At 65.4% G+C, this 14,004-nt stretch carries 13 protein-coding genes and 1 pseudogene; 4 read left to right on the top strand and 10 right to left on the bottom strand.

What is annotated here, in order from left to right; translation table 11 throughout:
- Window positions 1–62 precede the first annotated feature (62 nt).
- Window positions 63–1,679: an FMN-binding glutamate synthase family protein gene (locus tag MMB74_RS13430; protein WP_277429133.1), complete on the bottom strand. Its 1,617-nt coding sequence runs from the start codon at window positions 1,677–1,679 to the stop codon at window positions 63–65.
- 301 nt (window positions 1,680–1,980) lie between these two features.
- Here MMB74_RS13430 and MMB74_RS13425 point away from each other — a divergent pair, with 301 nt between their 5' ends.
- Complete coding sequence (locus MMB74_RS13425; RefSeq protein WP_277429132.1) at window positions 1,981–2,352, top strand: 5-carboxymethyl-2-hydroxymuconate Delta-isomerase; 372 nt, start codon at window positions 1,981–1,983, stop codon at window positions 2,350–2,352.
- 12 nt (window positions 2,353–2,364) lie between these two features.
- Here the strand turns inward: MMB74_RS13425 and mnmA are convergent, their stop codons facing one another.
- Window positions 2,365–3,516 (bottom strand): tRNA 2-thiouridine(34) synthase MnmA, encoded by a 1,152-nt coding sequence (gene mnmA, locus MMB74_RS13420; RefSeq protein WP_277429131.1) that lies wholly within the window; start codon window positions 3,514–3,516, stop codon window positions 2,365–2,367.
- Window positions 3,517–3,540: 24 nt separating this feature from the next.
- The gene (locus MMB74_RS13415) at window positions 3,541–4,026 is read right to left on the bottom strand and encodes an NUDIX hydrolase (RefSeq protein ID WP_277429130.1); all 486 of its coding nucleotides are present in this window, start codon (window positions 4,024–4,026) and stop codon (window positions 3,541–3,543) included.
- A gap of 392 nt (window positions 4,027–4,418) precedes the next feature.
- Between MMB74_RS13415 and MMB74_RS13410 the strand changes: the two genes are divergently transcribed.
- The 3 genes from MMB74_RS13410 to MMB74_RS13400 are packed head-to-tail and all read left to right on the top strand — an operon-like array spanning window position 4,419 to window position 7,360.
- A complete protein-coding gene (locus MMB74_RS13410; RefSeq protein WP_277429129.1) occupies window positions 4,419–5,573 on the top strand; it encodes a Re/Si-specific NAD(P)(+) transhydrogenase subunit alpha in 1,155 nt (384 codons plus the stop codon).
- Window positions 5,574–5,584: 11 nt separating this feature from the next.
- Complete coding sequence (locus tag MMB74_RS13405) at window positions 5,585–5,905, top strand: proton-translocating transhydrogenase family protein (RefSeq protein ID WP_277429128.1); 321 nt, start codon at window positions 5,585–5,587, stop codon at window positions 5,903–5,905.
- Window positions 5,906–7,360: an NAD(P)(+) transhydrogenase (Re/Si-specific) subunit beta gene (locus MMB74_RS13400; protein ID WP_277429127.1), complete on the top strand. Its 1,455-nt coding sequence runs from the start codon at window positions 5,906–5,908 to the stop codon at window positions 7,358–7,360.
- Window positions 7,361–7,470: 110 nt separating this feature from the next.
- On the opposite strand, the pseudogene MMB74_RS13395 reads toward MMB74_RS13400, so the two are convergent.
- The 7 genes and pseudogenes from MMB74_RS13395 to MMB74_RS13365 all read right to left on the bottom strand — a co-directional run.
- Window positions 7,471–8,187, bottom strand: a pseudogene (locus MMB74_RS13395) (YafY family protein); the annotation flags it as partial.
- Window positions 8,188–8,200: 13 nt separating this feature from the next.
- On the bottom strand, window positions 8,201–8,605 hold the full coding sequence (locus MMB74_RS13390) for a VOC family protein (RefSeq protein ID WP_277429125.1): 405 nt from the start codon (window positions 8,603–8,605) through the stop codon (window positions 8,201–8,203).
- A gap of 139 nt (window positions 8,606–8,744) precedes the next feature.
- Window positions 8,745–10,070 carry a class I SAM-dependent RNA methyltransferase gene (locus tag MMB74_RS13385; protein ID WP_277429124.1) on the bottom strand — a complete coding sequence of 442 codons (1,326 nt, stop codon included), beginning with the start codon at window positions 10,068–10,070 and terminating at the stop codon, window positions 8,745–8,747.
- A 62-nt stretch (window positions 10,071–10,132) separates the two neighbouring features.
- Window positions 10,133–10,837 carry a PqiC family protein gene (locus MMB74_RS13380; protein ID WP_277429123.1) on the bottom strand — a complete coding sequence of 235 codons (705 nt, stop codon included), beginning with the start codon at window positions 10,835–10,837 and terminating at the stop codon, window positions 10,133–10,135.
- Window positions 10,834–12,492 (bottom strand): MlaD family protein, encoded by a 1,659-nt coding sequence (locus tag MMB74_RS13375; protein WP_277429122.1) that lies wholly within the window; start codon window positions 12,490–12,492, stop codon window positions 10,834–10,836. The genes MMB74_RS13380 and MMB74_RS13375 overlap by 4 nt, the downstream gene beginning before the upstream one ends.
- Window positions 12,489–13,148 carry a paraquat-inducible protein A gene (locus tag MMB74_RS13370; RefSeq protein WP_277429121.1) on the bottom strand — a complete coding sequence of 220 codons (660 nt, stop codon included), beginning with the start codon at window positions 13,146–13,148 and terminating at the stop codon, window positions 12,489–12,491. Before MMB74_RS13370 ends, MMB74_RS13375 begins: the two co-directional genes overlap by 4 nt.
- Window positions 13,145–13,831, bottom strand: a complete 687-nt coding sequence (locus tag MMB74_RS13365; protein ID WP_277429120.1) for a paraquat-inducible protein A — start codon at window positions 13,829–13,831, stop codon at window positions 13,145–13,147. The genes MMB74_RS13370 and MMB74_RS13365 overlap by 4 nt, the downstream gene beginning before the upstream one ends.
- Window positions 13,832–14,004: the final 173 nt, after the last annotated feature.

Raw genomic sequence — 14,004 nt, 5'->3', positions numbered from 1 at the left:
GCTTCGGTCGAAGGGCGCCTGCGTTGGGGCGCGCGTTTGCGCCAAGCCGGCGCGCTTGGAGGTCAGGCCGCCGTCATGGGGGCGAGCGCTTTCGGGGCGAACGAATCGCTGCTCGCGAGCGGCCACCATTTTTCGTAGAGCGAGTAGCGGTAGTTGCCGTTGACGAGGTCGTTCGGCTCGAGGTATTTGAGCAATTCCGACATCAACTGCACTTCGTGCGACGACACGCGGCGCACGATATGGTGCGCGCGCAACTGCGACGGGTGCTCGAGCCCGGCGGCTTGCACGATCTCTTGCAGCGCATGCAGGGTGTTGCGATGGAAGTTGAAGACGCGCTCGGATTTATCCGGCACGACGAGCGCGCGCTGACGCACGCTGTCTTGCGTCGCCACGCCCGTGGGGCAGCGCCCCGAGTGGCAGGTTTGCGCCTGGATGCAACCCACCGCGAACATGAAGCCGCGCGCCGAGTTGACCCAATCGGCCCCGATCGCAAGGGTGCGCGCGATGTCGAAGGCAGTGATCATTTTCCCGCTCGCCCCAATGCGGATCTTTTCCCGCAAGCCGACGCCGACGAGCGTGTTGTGCACGAGCAGCAGCCCCTCTTGCAGCGGCACGCCGATATGGTCGGTGAATTCCAGCGGTGCGGCGCCGGTGCCGCCTTCGGCGCCGTCGACGACGATGAAGTCGGGCACGATGCCCGTCTCGATCATGGCTTTCGCGATCGCGAAGAACTCCCACGGGTGGCCGATGCAGAGCTTGAACCCGGTCGGTTTGCCGCCCGAGAGCGTGCGCAGCCGATCGACGAATTCGAGCAGGCCGCGCGGCGTCGAGAATGCGCTATGCGAGGCCGGCGAGATGCAGTCTTGACCCATCGGCACGCCGCGCGCCTCCGAGATCTCGGGGGTGACTTTGGCGGCTGGCAGCACGCCACCGTGTCCGGGCTTGGCGCCCTGGGAGAGCTTGACCTCGATCATCTTCACCTGCGGGTCGCGCGCTTGGCTCGCGAATTTCTCGGCGCTGAACGTGCCGTCCTGGTTGCGGCAGCCGAAATAACCCGAGGCAATCTCCCAGATGATGTCGCCGCCGTGCTCGCGGTGATGTTTCGAGAGCGAGCCTTCGCCCGTGTCGTGCGCGAATCCGCCTTTCTTCGCGCCTAGGTTCAGCGCTCGGATCGCATTGGCCGACAACGCGCCGAAACTCATCGCCGAGATGTTGAAGATCGACATCGAGTACGGCTGCGCGCGATCCGGCCCGACGACGATGCGAAAGTCGTGCGTGGCGAGCTTGGTGGGCGCCAGAGAATGGCTGATCCATTCATGCGCCACCGCCTTGACGTCGAGTTCGGTGCCGTAGGGCCGGCTGTCCGGTTCGTTCTTAGCACGTTGATAGACGATGCTGCGTTGCGCGCGCGAGAACGGTTTTTCCTCGGTGTCGTCTTCGACGAAGTACTGCCGGATCTCGGGGCGAATGAATTCGAAGAAAAACCGGAGGTGGCCCGCGATCGGGTAGTTGCGCAAGATGCTGTGACGCGCCTGACGCAGATCGAAGATGCCGACGGCGATCAGGACGGCGGGGATCAGCAGCCAAAGCCACGAAATCGTGTGCCGAGCGGCTAGGATGGCGCCGGCGCAAGCGAGCAGCAGCGCGCACCAGAGCGCGAAATAGCGTCGAGAAAACATCAACGGGCTCCTGTCCTGAACGGCGAACGCCGCGACCGCAGCGGTTGCCGCGGGCGAAAAGAGCGCCAGTTTAATCGGGAACGACCAAGTGCGGCGGCGGGCCGGCGTCAGAGCGCATCCCCTGCGTATGCCGTCGGCGCGGCTGGCCGGGTATCGCCGAGGGGCCGCCGATTGTAAAGCGACCTTGTCGATCGCAGGGTTGCCACGCTATCCGAATCCAGAGGCGGCTATGATCGCGTCGCGCGTTCGCTAGCCGGATGCGCGGCCTTGGCCGACAACCATCGACACTTACACCTAACCCATGCCTCACTTGACACTCGAGTACTCAGCAAACCTCAGCGCCTTCGACGCCGCGGCCACTTTGCTCGCGCTCAACGAATCGCTGGCTACGTCCGGCCATTTTGCCGTTGAAATCGACATCAAGAGCCGCTGCGTGCGGCGCGACGCATTTCAGGTCGGAACGTCGAGTGAGCCCCGCGCGTTCGTTCATGCGACGCTTTCGATACTGAGCGGGCGTACGCTCGAGACTCGACGCGCGTTGTCGGAGCGCCTGCTGTCCGTACTGAAGGCGCGCTGCGGCGCGCCTTCGGGCGTTCACCTTCAGCTTTCCGTGCAAGTCGTCGAAATCGAACGCGAATCGTATGCGAAGGCTGCCGTCGAGCCGGCGGCGTGAGCGTCGCCTGGCTCACCCCGCCGGCATTGCCACGCGCGCATTTGCGCTCGAAGTGGCGCTAGCGCCCGTCTGCGCCGATTCGATGATCCCTCCGCCGAGGCATACGTCGCCGTCGTAGAGCACGGCGGACTGGCCGGGCGTGACGGCCCATTGCGCTTCGTCGAATGCCAGGGTGAAGCGTTCGCCGTCGCCGCGCGCTTGCACGCCGGCGAACGCGCACGGCGCGTCGGCTTGCCGATACCGTGTTTTCGCGCCGAAGCGCATGCCCGGCTCGGGGGCGGCGCCCGATACCCAACTCGTATTGCCGGCAACGAGCGTGCGCGAGAGCAGCCAATCGTGGTCGTGCCCCTGCACGACGTAAAGTGTGTTCGCCGCCATGTCCTTGCCGGCGACGAACCAGGGCTCGCCGCTGCCAGCCTTGCTCCCGCCGATCCCGATCCCCTTGCGCTGCCCGAGCGTATAGAACGCGAGCCCCACGTGCTCGCCCACGACCGCGCCGTCCGGCGTTTTCATCGGTCCCGGCTGGGTGGGCAGGTAGCGATTGAGAAAATCCCGAAACGGCCGCTCGCCGATGAAGCAAATGCCCGTCGAATCCTTTTTCTTCGCATTGGGCAGGCCGATCGATGCCGCGATCGCGCGCACTTCCGTCTTTGGAATCTCGCCCAGCGGGAAGAGCGTCTTGGACAGTTGGGCTTGGTTCAGCCGATGCAGGAAATAGGACTGGTCTTTCGTGAGGTCCTTCGCCTTGAGCAACTCGAAGCGGCCCTCCACCTCGCGCACGCGCGCATAGTGGCCCGTCGCGATGGTCTCGGCGCCGAGCGCCATCGCGTGATCGAGGAACGCCTTGAACTTGATTTCGGCGTTGCAGAGCACGTCCGGATTCGGCGTGCGGCCGGCCGAATATTCGCGCAGGAATTCCGAGAACACGCGCTCCTTGTACTCGGCCGCGAAATTGACGGCTTCGACGTCGATGCCGATCAAATCGGCCACCGAGACGACGTCGATCCAGTCCTGCCGCGTGGAGCAGTACTCGCTGTCGTCGTCGTCTTCCCAGTTCTTCATGAACAGGCCGACGACGTCGTACCCGGCTTCCTTGAGCAGCCACGCGGTCACCGACGAATCGACGCCGCCCGACATGCCCACCACGACTCTTTGCTTACCCATTACGAATGACCGACTGCTTGGCTGTTACTTGCCGTTGGAAGGCCCGACCGAGTGCGTATGCACGAAGTCGAGCGGAAAACGCCGGCCCGCGAGGTAATCGTCGAGCGAGCGCATGACGAGCGGCGTGCGATGCCGCTCGCGACAGTCCCGCAACTCTTCGGCCGTGAGCCACAACGTGCGCACGATGCCTTCGTCGAGCGCGCCCGCGGGCGCCACCGGCTCGGGCCGGCCGCAAAACGTGAAGCGCAGGTAGGTGGCGGCTCGGCCGTCGGGGCGATCGACATGCATCAAGTAAGCGCCGACGAGCGCTTGCGGCACGAAGCGGTGCGCGGTTTCCTCGATCGTTTCGCGCACGACGGCTTGCGTCAGCGTCTCGCCCGGCTCCAGGTGCCCAGCCGGCTGATTGATGCGCAAACCTTCGGACGTTTGCTCCTCGACGACCAGAAAACGGCCTTCTCGTTCGACGACTGCCGCCACGGTTACGTGGGGCGCCCAGCGTTCCTGTTTCATGGGCGCCATTTTACCGGTTGGCGCGCGGCGCTGCCGGGCGCGCTCGCACGCGGCACTGCGTGCGGTGCTCGCTGACCACTGGATCGCGGGCGCAACGGCTTGAGGTGGCTGCTGCGGATCGAGGCTGCTCGATGCCATTGGGCGGCCTACTGCTTTGTGGCACCGATTTTTTTCGAGTCGGGGCGACTTCGGTTAAAGTGACGCTCAGCGTGCCGTGGCCGTGCCAGGCGCGCGTGGCGCCGTCTCCAAGGGGCCTGCCCGCGAGCAGAGCGCCTACTGGGCGCGGCCCAGCGTTCTCTTGCAGCCGTGTAGTCGTATTCAAACGATGGAGTCGGCGCAGCATCGTCGGCCCATCTTCGCTTCAATCACGAGCAGGTGAGGAGGATTCAACGATGCACATCGGAGTGCCAGCCGAGACGCATGCGCACGAAGCGCGCGTCGCCGCGACGCCCGAGACGGTGAAGAAATACGTCCAAGCAGGGCATCGCGTCACGATCGAGCGCGGCGCGGGAGCGGCCGCCAGCTTCACCGACGACGCTTACGCAGCCGCCGGCGCCGAACTTGTCGAAGCCGACGCGGCGTTGGGCGCCGATCTCGTCCTCAAAGTGCAGTCGCCCAGCGAAACCGAGCTTGCGTTGGTCAAGCGCGGCGCCGTATTGGTGGGCATGCTCGATCCGTTCAACGCCGCCAACGCCGAGCGCATCGCGCAAGCGGGCCTCACGGCGTTCGCGCTCGAAGCCGCGCCGCGCACGACGCGCGCACAGAGCCTCGACGTCTTGTCCTCGCAAGCGAACATAGCGGGCTACAAGGCCGTGCTGATTGCCGCCGATCTCTATCCGCGTTTCATGCCGATGCTGATGACGGCCGCGGGCACCGTCAAAGCCGCGCGCGTGCTGATTCTCGGCGCCGGCGTCGCGGGCTTGCAGGCGATCGCCACGGCGCGGCGCCTTGGCGCCGTGATCGAGGCCTCCGACGTGCGCCCCGCCGTCAAAGAGCAAATCGAATCGCTCGGCGCGAAGTTCCTCGACGTGCCTTTCGAGACGCAGGAGGAGCGCGAAGCGGCCGAAGGCGTTGGCGGCTACGCGCGGCCCATGCCGCCCTCGTGGCTTGCGCGCCAGTCGGCGGCCGTTCACGAGCGCGCCAAGGCGGCCGACATCGTCATCACGACGGCATTGATTCCCGGGCGCGACGCGCCCACGCTGTTGCCGCCCGAAACGGTGCAGGCCATGCGCCCCGGTTCGGTCGTCGTCGATTTGGCCGCAGGCCGTGGGGCAGAGCTGGCCGGCATGCCGGGCGTGCGCGGCGGCAATTGCCCGCTCACCGAGCCCGATAAGGTCGTGACCAAGCACGGGGTCACCATCGTGGGCCATACGAATCTGCCTGCGATGGTCGCCGCCGACGCATCCTCGCTCTATGCGCGCAATCTGTTCGACTTCCTGAAGTTGATCGTCACGAAGGAGGGTGCGCTGAACATCGACATGAACGACGACATCGTCGCGGCCACGTTGCTGGCCCGCGACGGCGCCGTGACCCGCAAGCCGGCATAAGGAGCGAGGCGATGGAAATCATCAACCATACCGTCATCAATCTGATCATCTTCGTGCTGGCCGTCTATGTCGGCTATCACGTGGTTTGGAATGTGACGCCGGCGCTGCATACGCCGCTCATGGCCGTGACCAACGCGATTTCGGCCATCGTGATCGTCGGCGCCATGCTCGCAACCGGTCTCACCATCGGCGGCCCGGGCAAGTTCTTCGGCACGTTCGCCGTGCTGCTTGCAGCCGTCAACGTGTTCGGCGGCTTTCTCGTGACGCGGCGCATGCTCGAGATGTTCAAGAAAAAAGAGCCGAAGAAAGAGACGAAGAAGGGGGGGGCGTAAATGAGCATGAACGTCGTCACGCTGCTGTATCTGCTCGCGTCGGTCTGTTTCATTCAAGCGCTCAAGGGGCTGTCCAATCCGAAGAGCGCGCGCGCCGGCAATGTATTCGGCATGGCCGGCATGGCGATCGCGATCCTGACCACGATCGTGCTCATCGTCAGGCAGGCGGCGCTGCTCGGGTCCAATCTCGCGCTCGGGCTCGGCTTGCTGTTCGCGGCGCTCGTCGTCGGCGGGGCCGTGGGCGCCTATGTCGCGGCGCGCGTCGAAATGACGAAGATGCCCGAACTCGTTGCAGCCATGCACTCGCTCATCGGTTTGGCCGCCGTGGCAATCGCGTATGCCGTCGTCAGCGAGCCGGCCGCGTTCGGGCTCGTCCCGGCCGATGCGCCCGACGCGAGCTTCTTGCCCTACGGCAACCGCATCGAGTTGTTCATCGGCACGTTCGTCGGCGCCATCACGTTCAGCGGTTCGGTCATCGCGTTCGGCAAGCTGTCGGGTAAATACAAGTTCCGCTTGTTTCAGGGGGCGCCAGTCGTCTATCCGGGCCAGCATCTGATCAATCTGATGCTCGCGCTCGGCATGCTCGGCTTCGGCATCATCTTTTTCCTGACGCAATCGTGGCTGCCGTTCATCATCATGACGCTCATCGCGTTCGCGCTCGGGGTGCTCATCATCATCCCGATCGGCGGCGCAGACATGCCGGTCGTCGTGTCGATGCTGAACTCCTATTCGGGATGGGCGGCGGCAGGTATCGGCTTCTCGCTGAACAACGCGATGCTGATCATCGCAGGCTCGCTCGTCGGTTCCTCGGGCGCGATCCTGTCGTACATCATGTGCCATGCGATGAATCGCTCGTTCTTCAACGTGTTGCTCGGCGGGTTCGGTGCGGAGCCGGGCGCGGCGGCTGCGGGCGGGACGGCGGAGCAGCGGCCCGTGAAGTCGGGTTCGGCCGAAGACGCCTCGTTCATGCTCGGCAATGCGGAATCGGTCGTCATCGTGCCCGGCTATGGCTTGGCCGTGGCGCGCGCGCAGCATGCGCTCAAGGAACTGACCGACAAGCTCATCGAGAAGGGCGTGGACGTGCGTTACGCCATCCACCCGGTCGCGGGCCGGATGCCGGGACACATGAACGTGCTGCTCGCCGAGGCGGAAGTGCCGTACGACCTCGTCTACGAGATGGAGGACATCAACAACGAGTTCGGTCAGACGGATGTCGTGCTCGTGCTCGGCGCTAACGATGTCGTCAATCCCGCGGCCAAGAACGATCCGAAATCGCCGATTGCCGGCATGCCGATCATCGAGGCCTACAAGGCGCGCACTGTGATCGTCAATAAGCGGTCGATGGCGGCGGGGTACGCGGGGCTCGACAACGAGCTTTTCTATATGGACAAGACGATGATGGTCTTCGGCGACGCCAAGAAAGTCATCGAAGACATGGTGAAGGCCGTCGAGTGAGGTGCGCGCCGGTTGCGGTTGCTGTTTGCGAGGCAACCGGCGCCGCAAAGACGGCCCCGATCAGTCCGCCGTTTCGGACCCAGCGGTTGGCTCGAGCGCTCGCTAGGTTTTCACCGTGAGCGCGTTTGCGATGCCTTGTGCTCCGAAGGGGCTTCGACACGCCGTAGGTAATCGGCGAGCCGCCGTCCTTCGATGTCTGGAAACGATTCGTTCTGCTCGACGCTCGTCATTTGCGCGATGTCGAAATTGCGGAAATCGCCACGTAGCTCGCACCAAGCGCCGACGGTCCAGCGTCCGCCCCAATAAACGAGACTGAGCGGCCAGATGCGCCGCTGCGTGCAAGCGCCTTGGCGGTCCCGGTAGGCGAAGCTGACGATGTGGCGCGTATCGACGGCGCGATGCAGCGTATCGACCTTCTCCGAAAACTCGCGATCGATGTGAAACGACGGTGCGAACACGGCAAGCCGCTCGAGCGTCGCACGTTTATCGGCCGGCATGGCCGAAGCCACTTTCGCCAGCGCGCTGCGCGCTCCGCTAGCGAGCGCTGCGCCGCCCCAGGTCTCGATCATGCGCGCGCCCGCCGCCAGCGCCGCCAGCTCCTCGGCCGTAAAAGTCAACGGCGGCAGGCTGGCCGAGCGGCTGAGCCGGTAGCCAATGCCGGCTTCGCCCTCGATCGGCACGCCCGACAACTGCAGGTCGCGCACATCCCGATACACGGTGCGCTGCGATACCCGCAGCCATTCGGCCAATTGCTGCGCGGTCGTCAAACGCCGGCCCCGCAGCAATTCAGCGATTTGGAACAAGCGATCGGCGCGTCGGCTCATGGCGCAAGTGTAATGCTCAACGCAGATGCCGCGAATGCAGGCCGACCCGGTTGCCCTCCGTATCGATGAAGAAGAAGGCGATGTACCCGATGTCGTTCGGCAATTCGACGATCGAGCCGTCGATCTTGCCGCCGGCCGGCTCGATTCGATCGAGGGTGGCTTGCAGAGTGGGTTCGGCGTTCAAGTAGACGGCGACGCCGTCGCCCGTTACCGACGGACGCATATCGCGCGGGTTGCAGACGATCGCACCGCCCGTCGCTTCGTCTTCGTGCGCGAATACGGCCATAGGCATGCCGCCGAACACTTCGCGTCGCAGCGGAGCGTCGAGCGCGGCCTCGTAGAAGCGCACGGCGCGCGCGAAATCGAGTGCGGGAATTTCGAACCAGGCAAGCACGCGCGTGGCAGTGGCAACAGCTGTCATGACAGTCTCCGTCGAAGGTGGGGAAGCAAGCTGGGCAAGGCGCCGGTTGGCGTAGGAGAGAGTCTGCGCCGGCGCTGCTGACAACGTTCTGTCAGCAGCTTGTCCCTATTTTGCGGAGCGTGTCACCTGGCGAGCGGCGTTACTCGCCGGCCGCGTCCTGCGGGTCTTGCTGCGCCGGGCGCGCCTTGACGCTGCCCGCCACGAGATCGAAACGGAACAGCCGGCATTCGAGCGCGCCGTTGAACAGAGGGGTCTTCGTCGATTCGCGCAACCGCATTTGTCCCGGAAGCGAGCGATCGGCAGTCAAGACGAAGGCGCGCCAGCCGGTGAAGCGCTGTTTGAGCGCATCGCCGAAGGCGCGGAAGAATTCGCTGTCGGCAGCATCGGGCTGGGCGCGGCTGAACGATTCGACGCCCGGGTCGCGGCCGCCGTGACGCGGCTCGCGCAGTTCGCCGCGCGGGCCGCGTCCGCGCACTGCAATGCGCTCGCCGTAAGGCGGGTTCGCGACGATGATGCCCGGCTCGTCGGTCGGCGGCACGATCGCGCGCGCGTCGAGCTGCTTGAGCCAAAGGCCGGGCACGCCGGCGCGAGCCAAGTTCGCGCGGGCTTTCTCGAGCATGTCGCCCGAGATGTCGCTGCCGAAGATCGGCATTTGCGCGCGGCTTGTGCTCGCGACGCGCTTTGCGTCTAGGGCGGCCACCTTCATCGCTTGCCAGGCCGACACGTCGTACTGTTTGAGCTTTTCGAAACCGAAGCGGCGTTCCACGCCGGGGGCGACGCCGAGCGCAATCTGCGCGGCCTCGGCGATGAACGTGCCGCTGCCGCACATCGGATCGTAGAGCGGCGTGCCGGGCGTCCAACCGGTTACGCGCAGGATTCCCGCCGCCAAGTTCTCGCGCAGCGGCGCGGCGCCTTTATCCAGGCGCCAGCCGCGTTTGAACAGCGGTTCGCCCGAGGTATCGAGGTAGAGCGTGCAGGCCGTGGCGGTCAGGAACGCGAAGATGCGCACGTCCGGCTGCGCCGTGTCGACGCTCGGGCGCGCGCCGCTGACGCTGCGCAAGCGATCGCAGACGGCGTCTTTCACGCGCAGAGTCGCGAATTCGAGGCTGCGCAGCGGCGATTTGATGGCCGTGACGTCCACCCGCAACGTCTCGTTCGCCGAAAACCAGCGTTCCCACTGCTGCTCGGCCGCCAGCGCGTAAATGTCTTGCTCATTGCGATAGGGCCGCTCGGCAATCTTGAGCAGCACGCGGCTCGCGATGCGCGAATGCAGATTCGCCGCCATGCCTTCTGCCCAACCCCCGCGGAAATGGACGCCGCCCGGCACTTGCGCGCCCGCTTCGAAGCGCGGCGCGCCGGCCGCGCTCGGCAAGCGCTGCGCAATCTCCGCGAGTTCGGCGGCGAGCGCGGCTTCGAGCCCGCGTGGGCAGGGGGCAAAAAAATCGAACGCAGTGGGGGAGGACATGGGGGAAACCGAGCGTGCAAAGGCGTCATTGTACGCGGCGGCGCTCGGCTGAGGCCGCGTTGCTACGAGGTCCCCCCGCCCTTGACCGTCGAAGGCGCCCCAACGGCGCACGCGTCGGCGCCCAGCACGGGCTCGCGTCCGCTCGACGCCAACGCCCGCACGGTCGACGCAATCGTATCGGCGAGCTTGCCGATCGCGCGTCGATGCCCCGCAACGAGCGCATCGTAACCGGGCCCGACGGTTTCGGTTTCGACAGTATTGCATGTCACCACGGCATGCGTGCGCAGTGAGCGCACACTCCAAACGGTATCGAGCACGGCCCGCGAGCCGGGCCACGATTCGAACCGGCGCACGTTCACGGCGATCCGATAGACAGGCACGTTCTCCGGGTGCGGCGAGCCGAACACGTCGAAGGTCCCGAGCCGCGCCGCCAGATCGCCCGAGAGCGCACGCCGCAATTCATCGGCTGGGGGGGAGGCCCAACGTTCCTGCTCGAGCACGGTCACGCGCGTCGCGTCGTCTTGCACAACGAGCTGATTGCGCGCGACTTGCGCGGGCATCTGCACCGTCGGCACTTCGATCAGAAGCGCGGGCTTGGGCGCTTCGTTGGCGGTGGGCGGCGCGGCATCCGCACCCGCGCCGAGCGTATAGAACCGGCTCTCGGGCGGCGAGGCGCAACCCGATAGAAGCGTCGCGCCGACCAGCGCGGCGCAGACGGCGGCCGATGCGGCCGGGCGCGCGATGAAAGCGAATCGGTCGGGCTTCATGGCTGTTTCGGATCCTTGTTTTTGCCGCGCAGCAGCGATTCCGGATGGCGTTCGAGATAGTCGGCGAGCGCATTGAGCGTCTGCAGCGTCTGCGTGAGCTGCGTCAGCGCCTGATGCATGTCCGACTGCAGCGGCGAGTCCTGCTGCAGCGTGGACTGCGCCGCGCCGAAGGTGCGCTGAGCCGCCGCCAGCGTCTCGCGCGCCTGCGGCGCCAACTGCGTGTCGAGTTGCTTGAACAGGCTGTTCGCGCTTTGCAGCGTGCCGTTCAGATTCTTGCTCAGTTCGTCGAACGGGATTTGATCGAGCTTTCTCGCGATGTCGGCCACTTGCACCTGCAGCTCTTCGAGCGCATTGGGCACCGTCGGCAGCTCAAACGGCTCGCGGTTGACGTCGATCGAGACCGGCTTCGCTTTCGGGAACAGATCGAGCGCTACGTAGAGTTGGTTCGTCAGCAAATTACCGGTGCGCAATTGGCCGCGCAATCCGTGCGCGACGAGGGTGCGCAGTAACTCCTTGCCCGCCGCTTCGCCGCCGCGCTCCACCGATTCTCGGAACTTCTGGCCGAGGCGGTCCGGGTACAGATTCATCGTGACCGGCATCGTGAAGTCGCGCGCCTTCGGATCGTAGTGAACGCCGATAGCCGTGACCTCGCCCAGTTCGATACCGCGGAAATCGACCGTTGCGCCGACCGACAGGCCGCGCAGCGACTGATTGAAGTTCATGACGACGGTGAGCGGCGGTCCGTCGGGGGCGCGCATCGCATCGCCCTCGTTTGCCGCCAGCGTGAAGACCGTGTCGTCGGGCGCTTCCTTGCCGGCGCGCTCACCCGGCGGAGACTGAAACGCGAGGCCGCCGATCACGACGGTGGCGAGCGATTGCGTGTTCAGCTTGAGGCCGTTCGAATCGAGCCGCAGATCGACTCCGCTGGCGTGCCACCAACGCGAATTGAGGCCGACGTATTGATCGTAGGGCGAATCGATGAACACATCGATCGACACGCCCGTGCCGTCCCGATCGAGCGAGAAACCGACGACTTGTCCCACCTGCACGCGCCGGTAATAGACGGGCGAGCCGATGTCGATGGATCCGAGCGAAGCGCCGTGCAAAGAGAAGCGGCGCCCTTTCTGGTCGCCCGTGACGGCAGGCGGTTTTTCCAGACCGACGAAGTCCGATTGCGATTCGTGCGAGCGGCCCGCATCGACGCCGATATAGGAGCCCGACAGCAAGGTACCGAGTCCCGTGATGCCGGTCGTGCCGATGCGCGGACGCACGATCCAAAACCGCGTGTCTTCCACCGCGAAGTCCTCGGCTTCCTTGGTGAGCTGCACCGAAACCAGAACGCGCGAATGATCGCGCGAGAGCCGAATCGTCTTCACCGAGCCGATGTCGACGTCCTTGTACTTGACCTTCGTCTTGCCCGGTTCTAGCCCCTCGGCGGTCGTGAAGCTGATGGTGATCGTGGGGCCGCGATCGAGCACGGATTTGGCGACGAGCGCGATACCGATGAGCGCCGCGACGAGCGGCACCAGCCAGACCAGCGACGGCAGCCAACCGCCGCGCGGCGCGACGACGGGCTCGGGCAAATCGGGCGGCAGCTCGGGGCCTTGCGGCGGGCCGCCGTTCGGGGAAGGGCTCTGTCCGTGCGGGCTATTCATGGAGTGTTTCTCGTCGAAGAACGTTCGTTCCGCGCCTCTGCGCAATCCCAGATCAAGCGCGGATCGAATTGGAGCGCCGCCATCATCGTGAGCACGACGACGCAGGCGAAGGCGAGCGCACCCCAACCCGCGGTGATGACCGCCAGCGACTTGAAGCGCACGAGCGCGACGGTCAGCGTCACGACGAACACGTCGAGCATCGACCATCGTCCGATGCGCTCCACGATGCGATAGAGCTTGGTGCGCTCGAGCGGGCGCCAGTCGGAGCCGCGCTGCGTGGTCCATGCGAGCAGCGCAAGCACGCTCAGTTTGAGCATCGGCACGAGGATGCTCGCGACGAAGACGATCACGGCGAGCGGCCAATCGCCCGATACCCAGAAGTAGACGACGCCGCTCATGATGGTGTCGTCCTCGTTGCCGAACAGGGACGCGGTGTGCAGCACCGGCAGCAGATTGGCGGGGATGTAGAGAATCGCGGCGGCGATGAGCAGCGCCCAAGTGCGTGTGATGCTGCCGGGGTTGCGCACATGAAGCGTCGCGCCGCATCGAGCGCAGCGCTGCGCGGGCCGCACGCGCGTTGCCGCTTCGCGCGTCTGCACTTGTCCGCAGGCGTGGCAGCCGATCATGCCGGCACGGGCGGCGCTCAGATATTTCATGGCGCGTGCGTGCTTCGGTGCGGGGGCGAGGCGAGCGCCGTAGCATCGCGCCGCCCCTTGGCGTTGCGAGACCTGCGTTGCTCGATGCCGTCGGCGATGTCCCACAGGGCGCGCGGATCGAACAGCACGACGACGGCCAGCATCAGCGTCAACGCGCCGAATGCGAATAGCGCGGCTTCCGGGACCACGCGCGCAAGGCTCGTCATTTTCACGATGGTCACGAGGATGCCGAGCATCAAGACTTCGATCATCCCCCAGGGCCGCACGAATTGAATGGCACGCAGCACGAGATTGAAGCCCGGCGGCACGACCCCGGCGCGGATCGGCATCAACACATAGAGCAGCGCGGTCAATTCGATCAGCGGAAACAGGATTGTCGAACAAAACACGGCCACCGCGACGAGCTCCATCCCTTCGTTCCATAGGGCGACGAGCGCGCCGGCCAGCGTTGTCTGGGACGTCACGCCGTTCAGTTCCAATTCGACGATCGGGAAGCCCTGGGCGATGAGGAACGTGAACAAGGCGGCGAGCGTGAGCGCGCTGATCCGCTCGAGTTGAACCGCGCTCGGGCGATAGAGCAATGCATCGCAGCGCGGGCACCGGGCGCTTCCCTTCACGCAATGAAGCGATTTTCGCAACAGTGCGTCGCAGTCGTGGCATGCAATGAGGTCGTTTCGGTTCATAAGCGTTGCGTGTCGACTTCATAGACCGGAGCCTTCGGCGCGCGGCTCGGAAACTCGCCGATACCCCGCAAACCCGCGTCCATCTTACCAAATGGGGTGCAATGCGCACGTCCGCGAGGCGATCCGGCCGGCACAACCCATTGCATTGCAGGGTGGACAGGGGCAACTTTCGC

Origin of the sequence: Trinickia sp. Y13, from assembly GCF_029522115.1 — a bacterium.
In the GTDB taxonomy this organism is placed as follows: domain Bacteria; phylum Pseudomonadota; class Gammaproteobacteria; order Burkholderiales; family Burkholderiaceae; genus Trinickia.
This window is presented reverse-complemented; position numbering and strand designations above follow the sequence as displayed.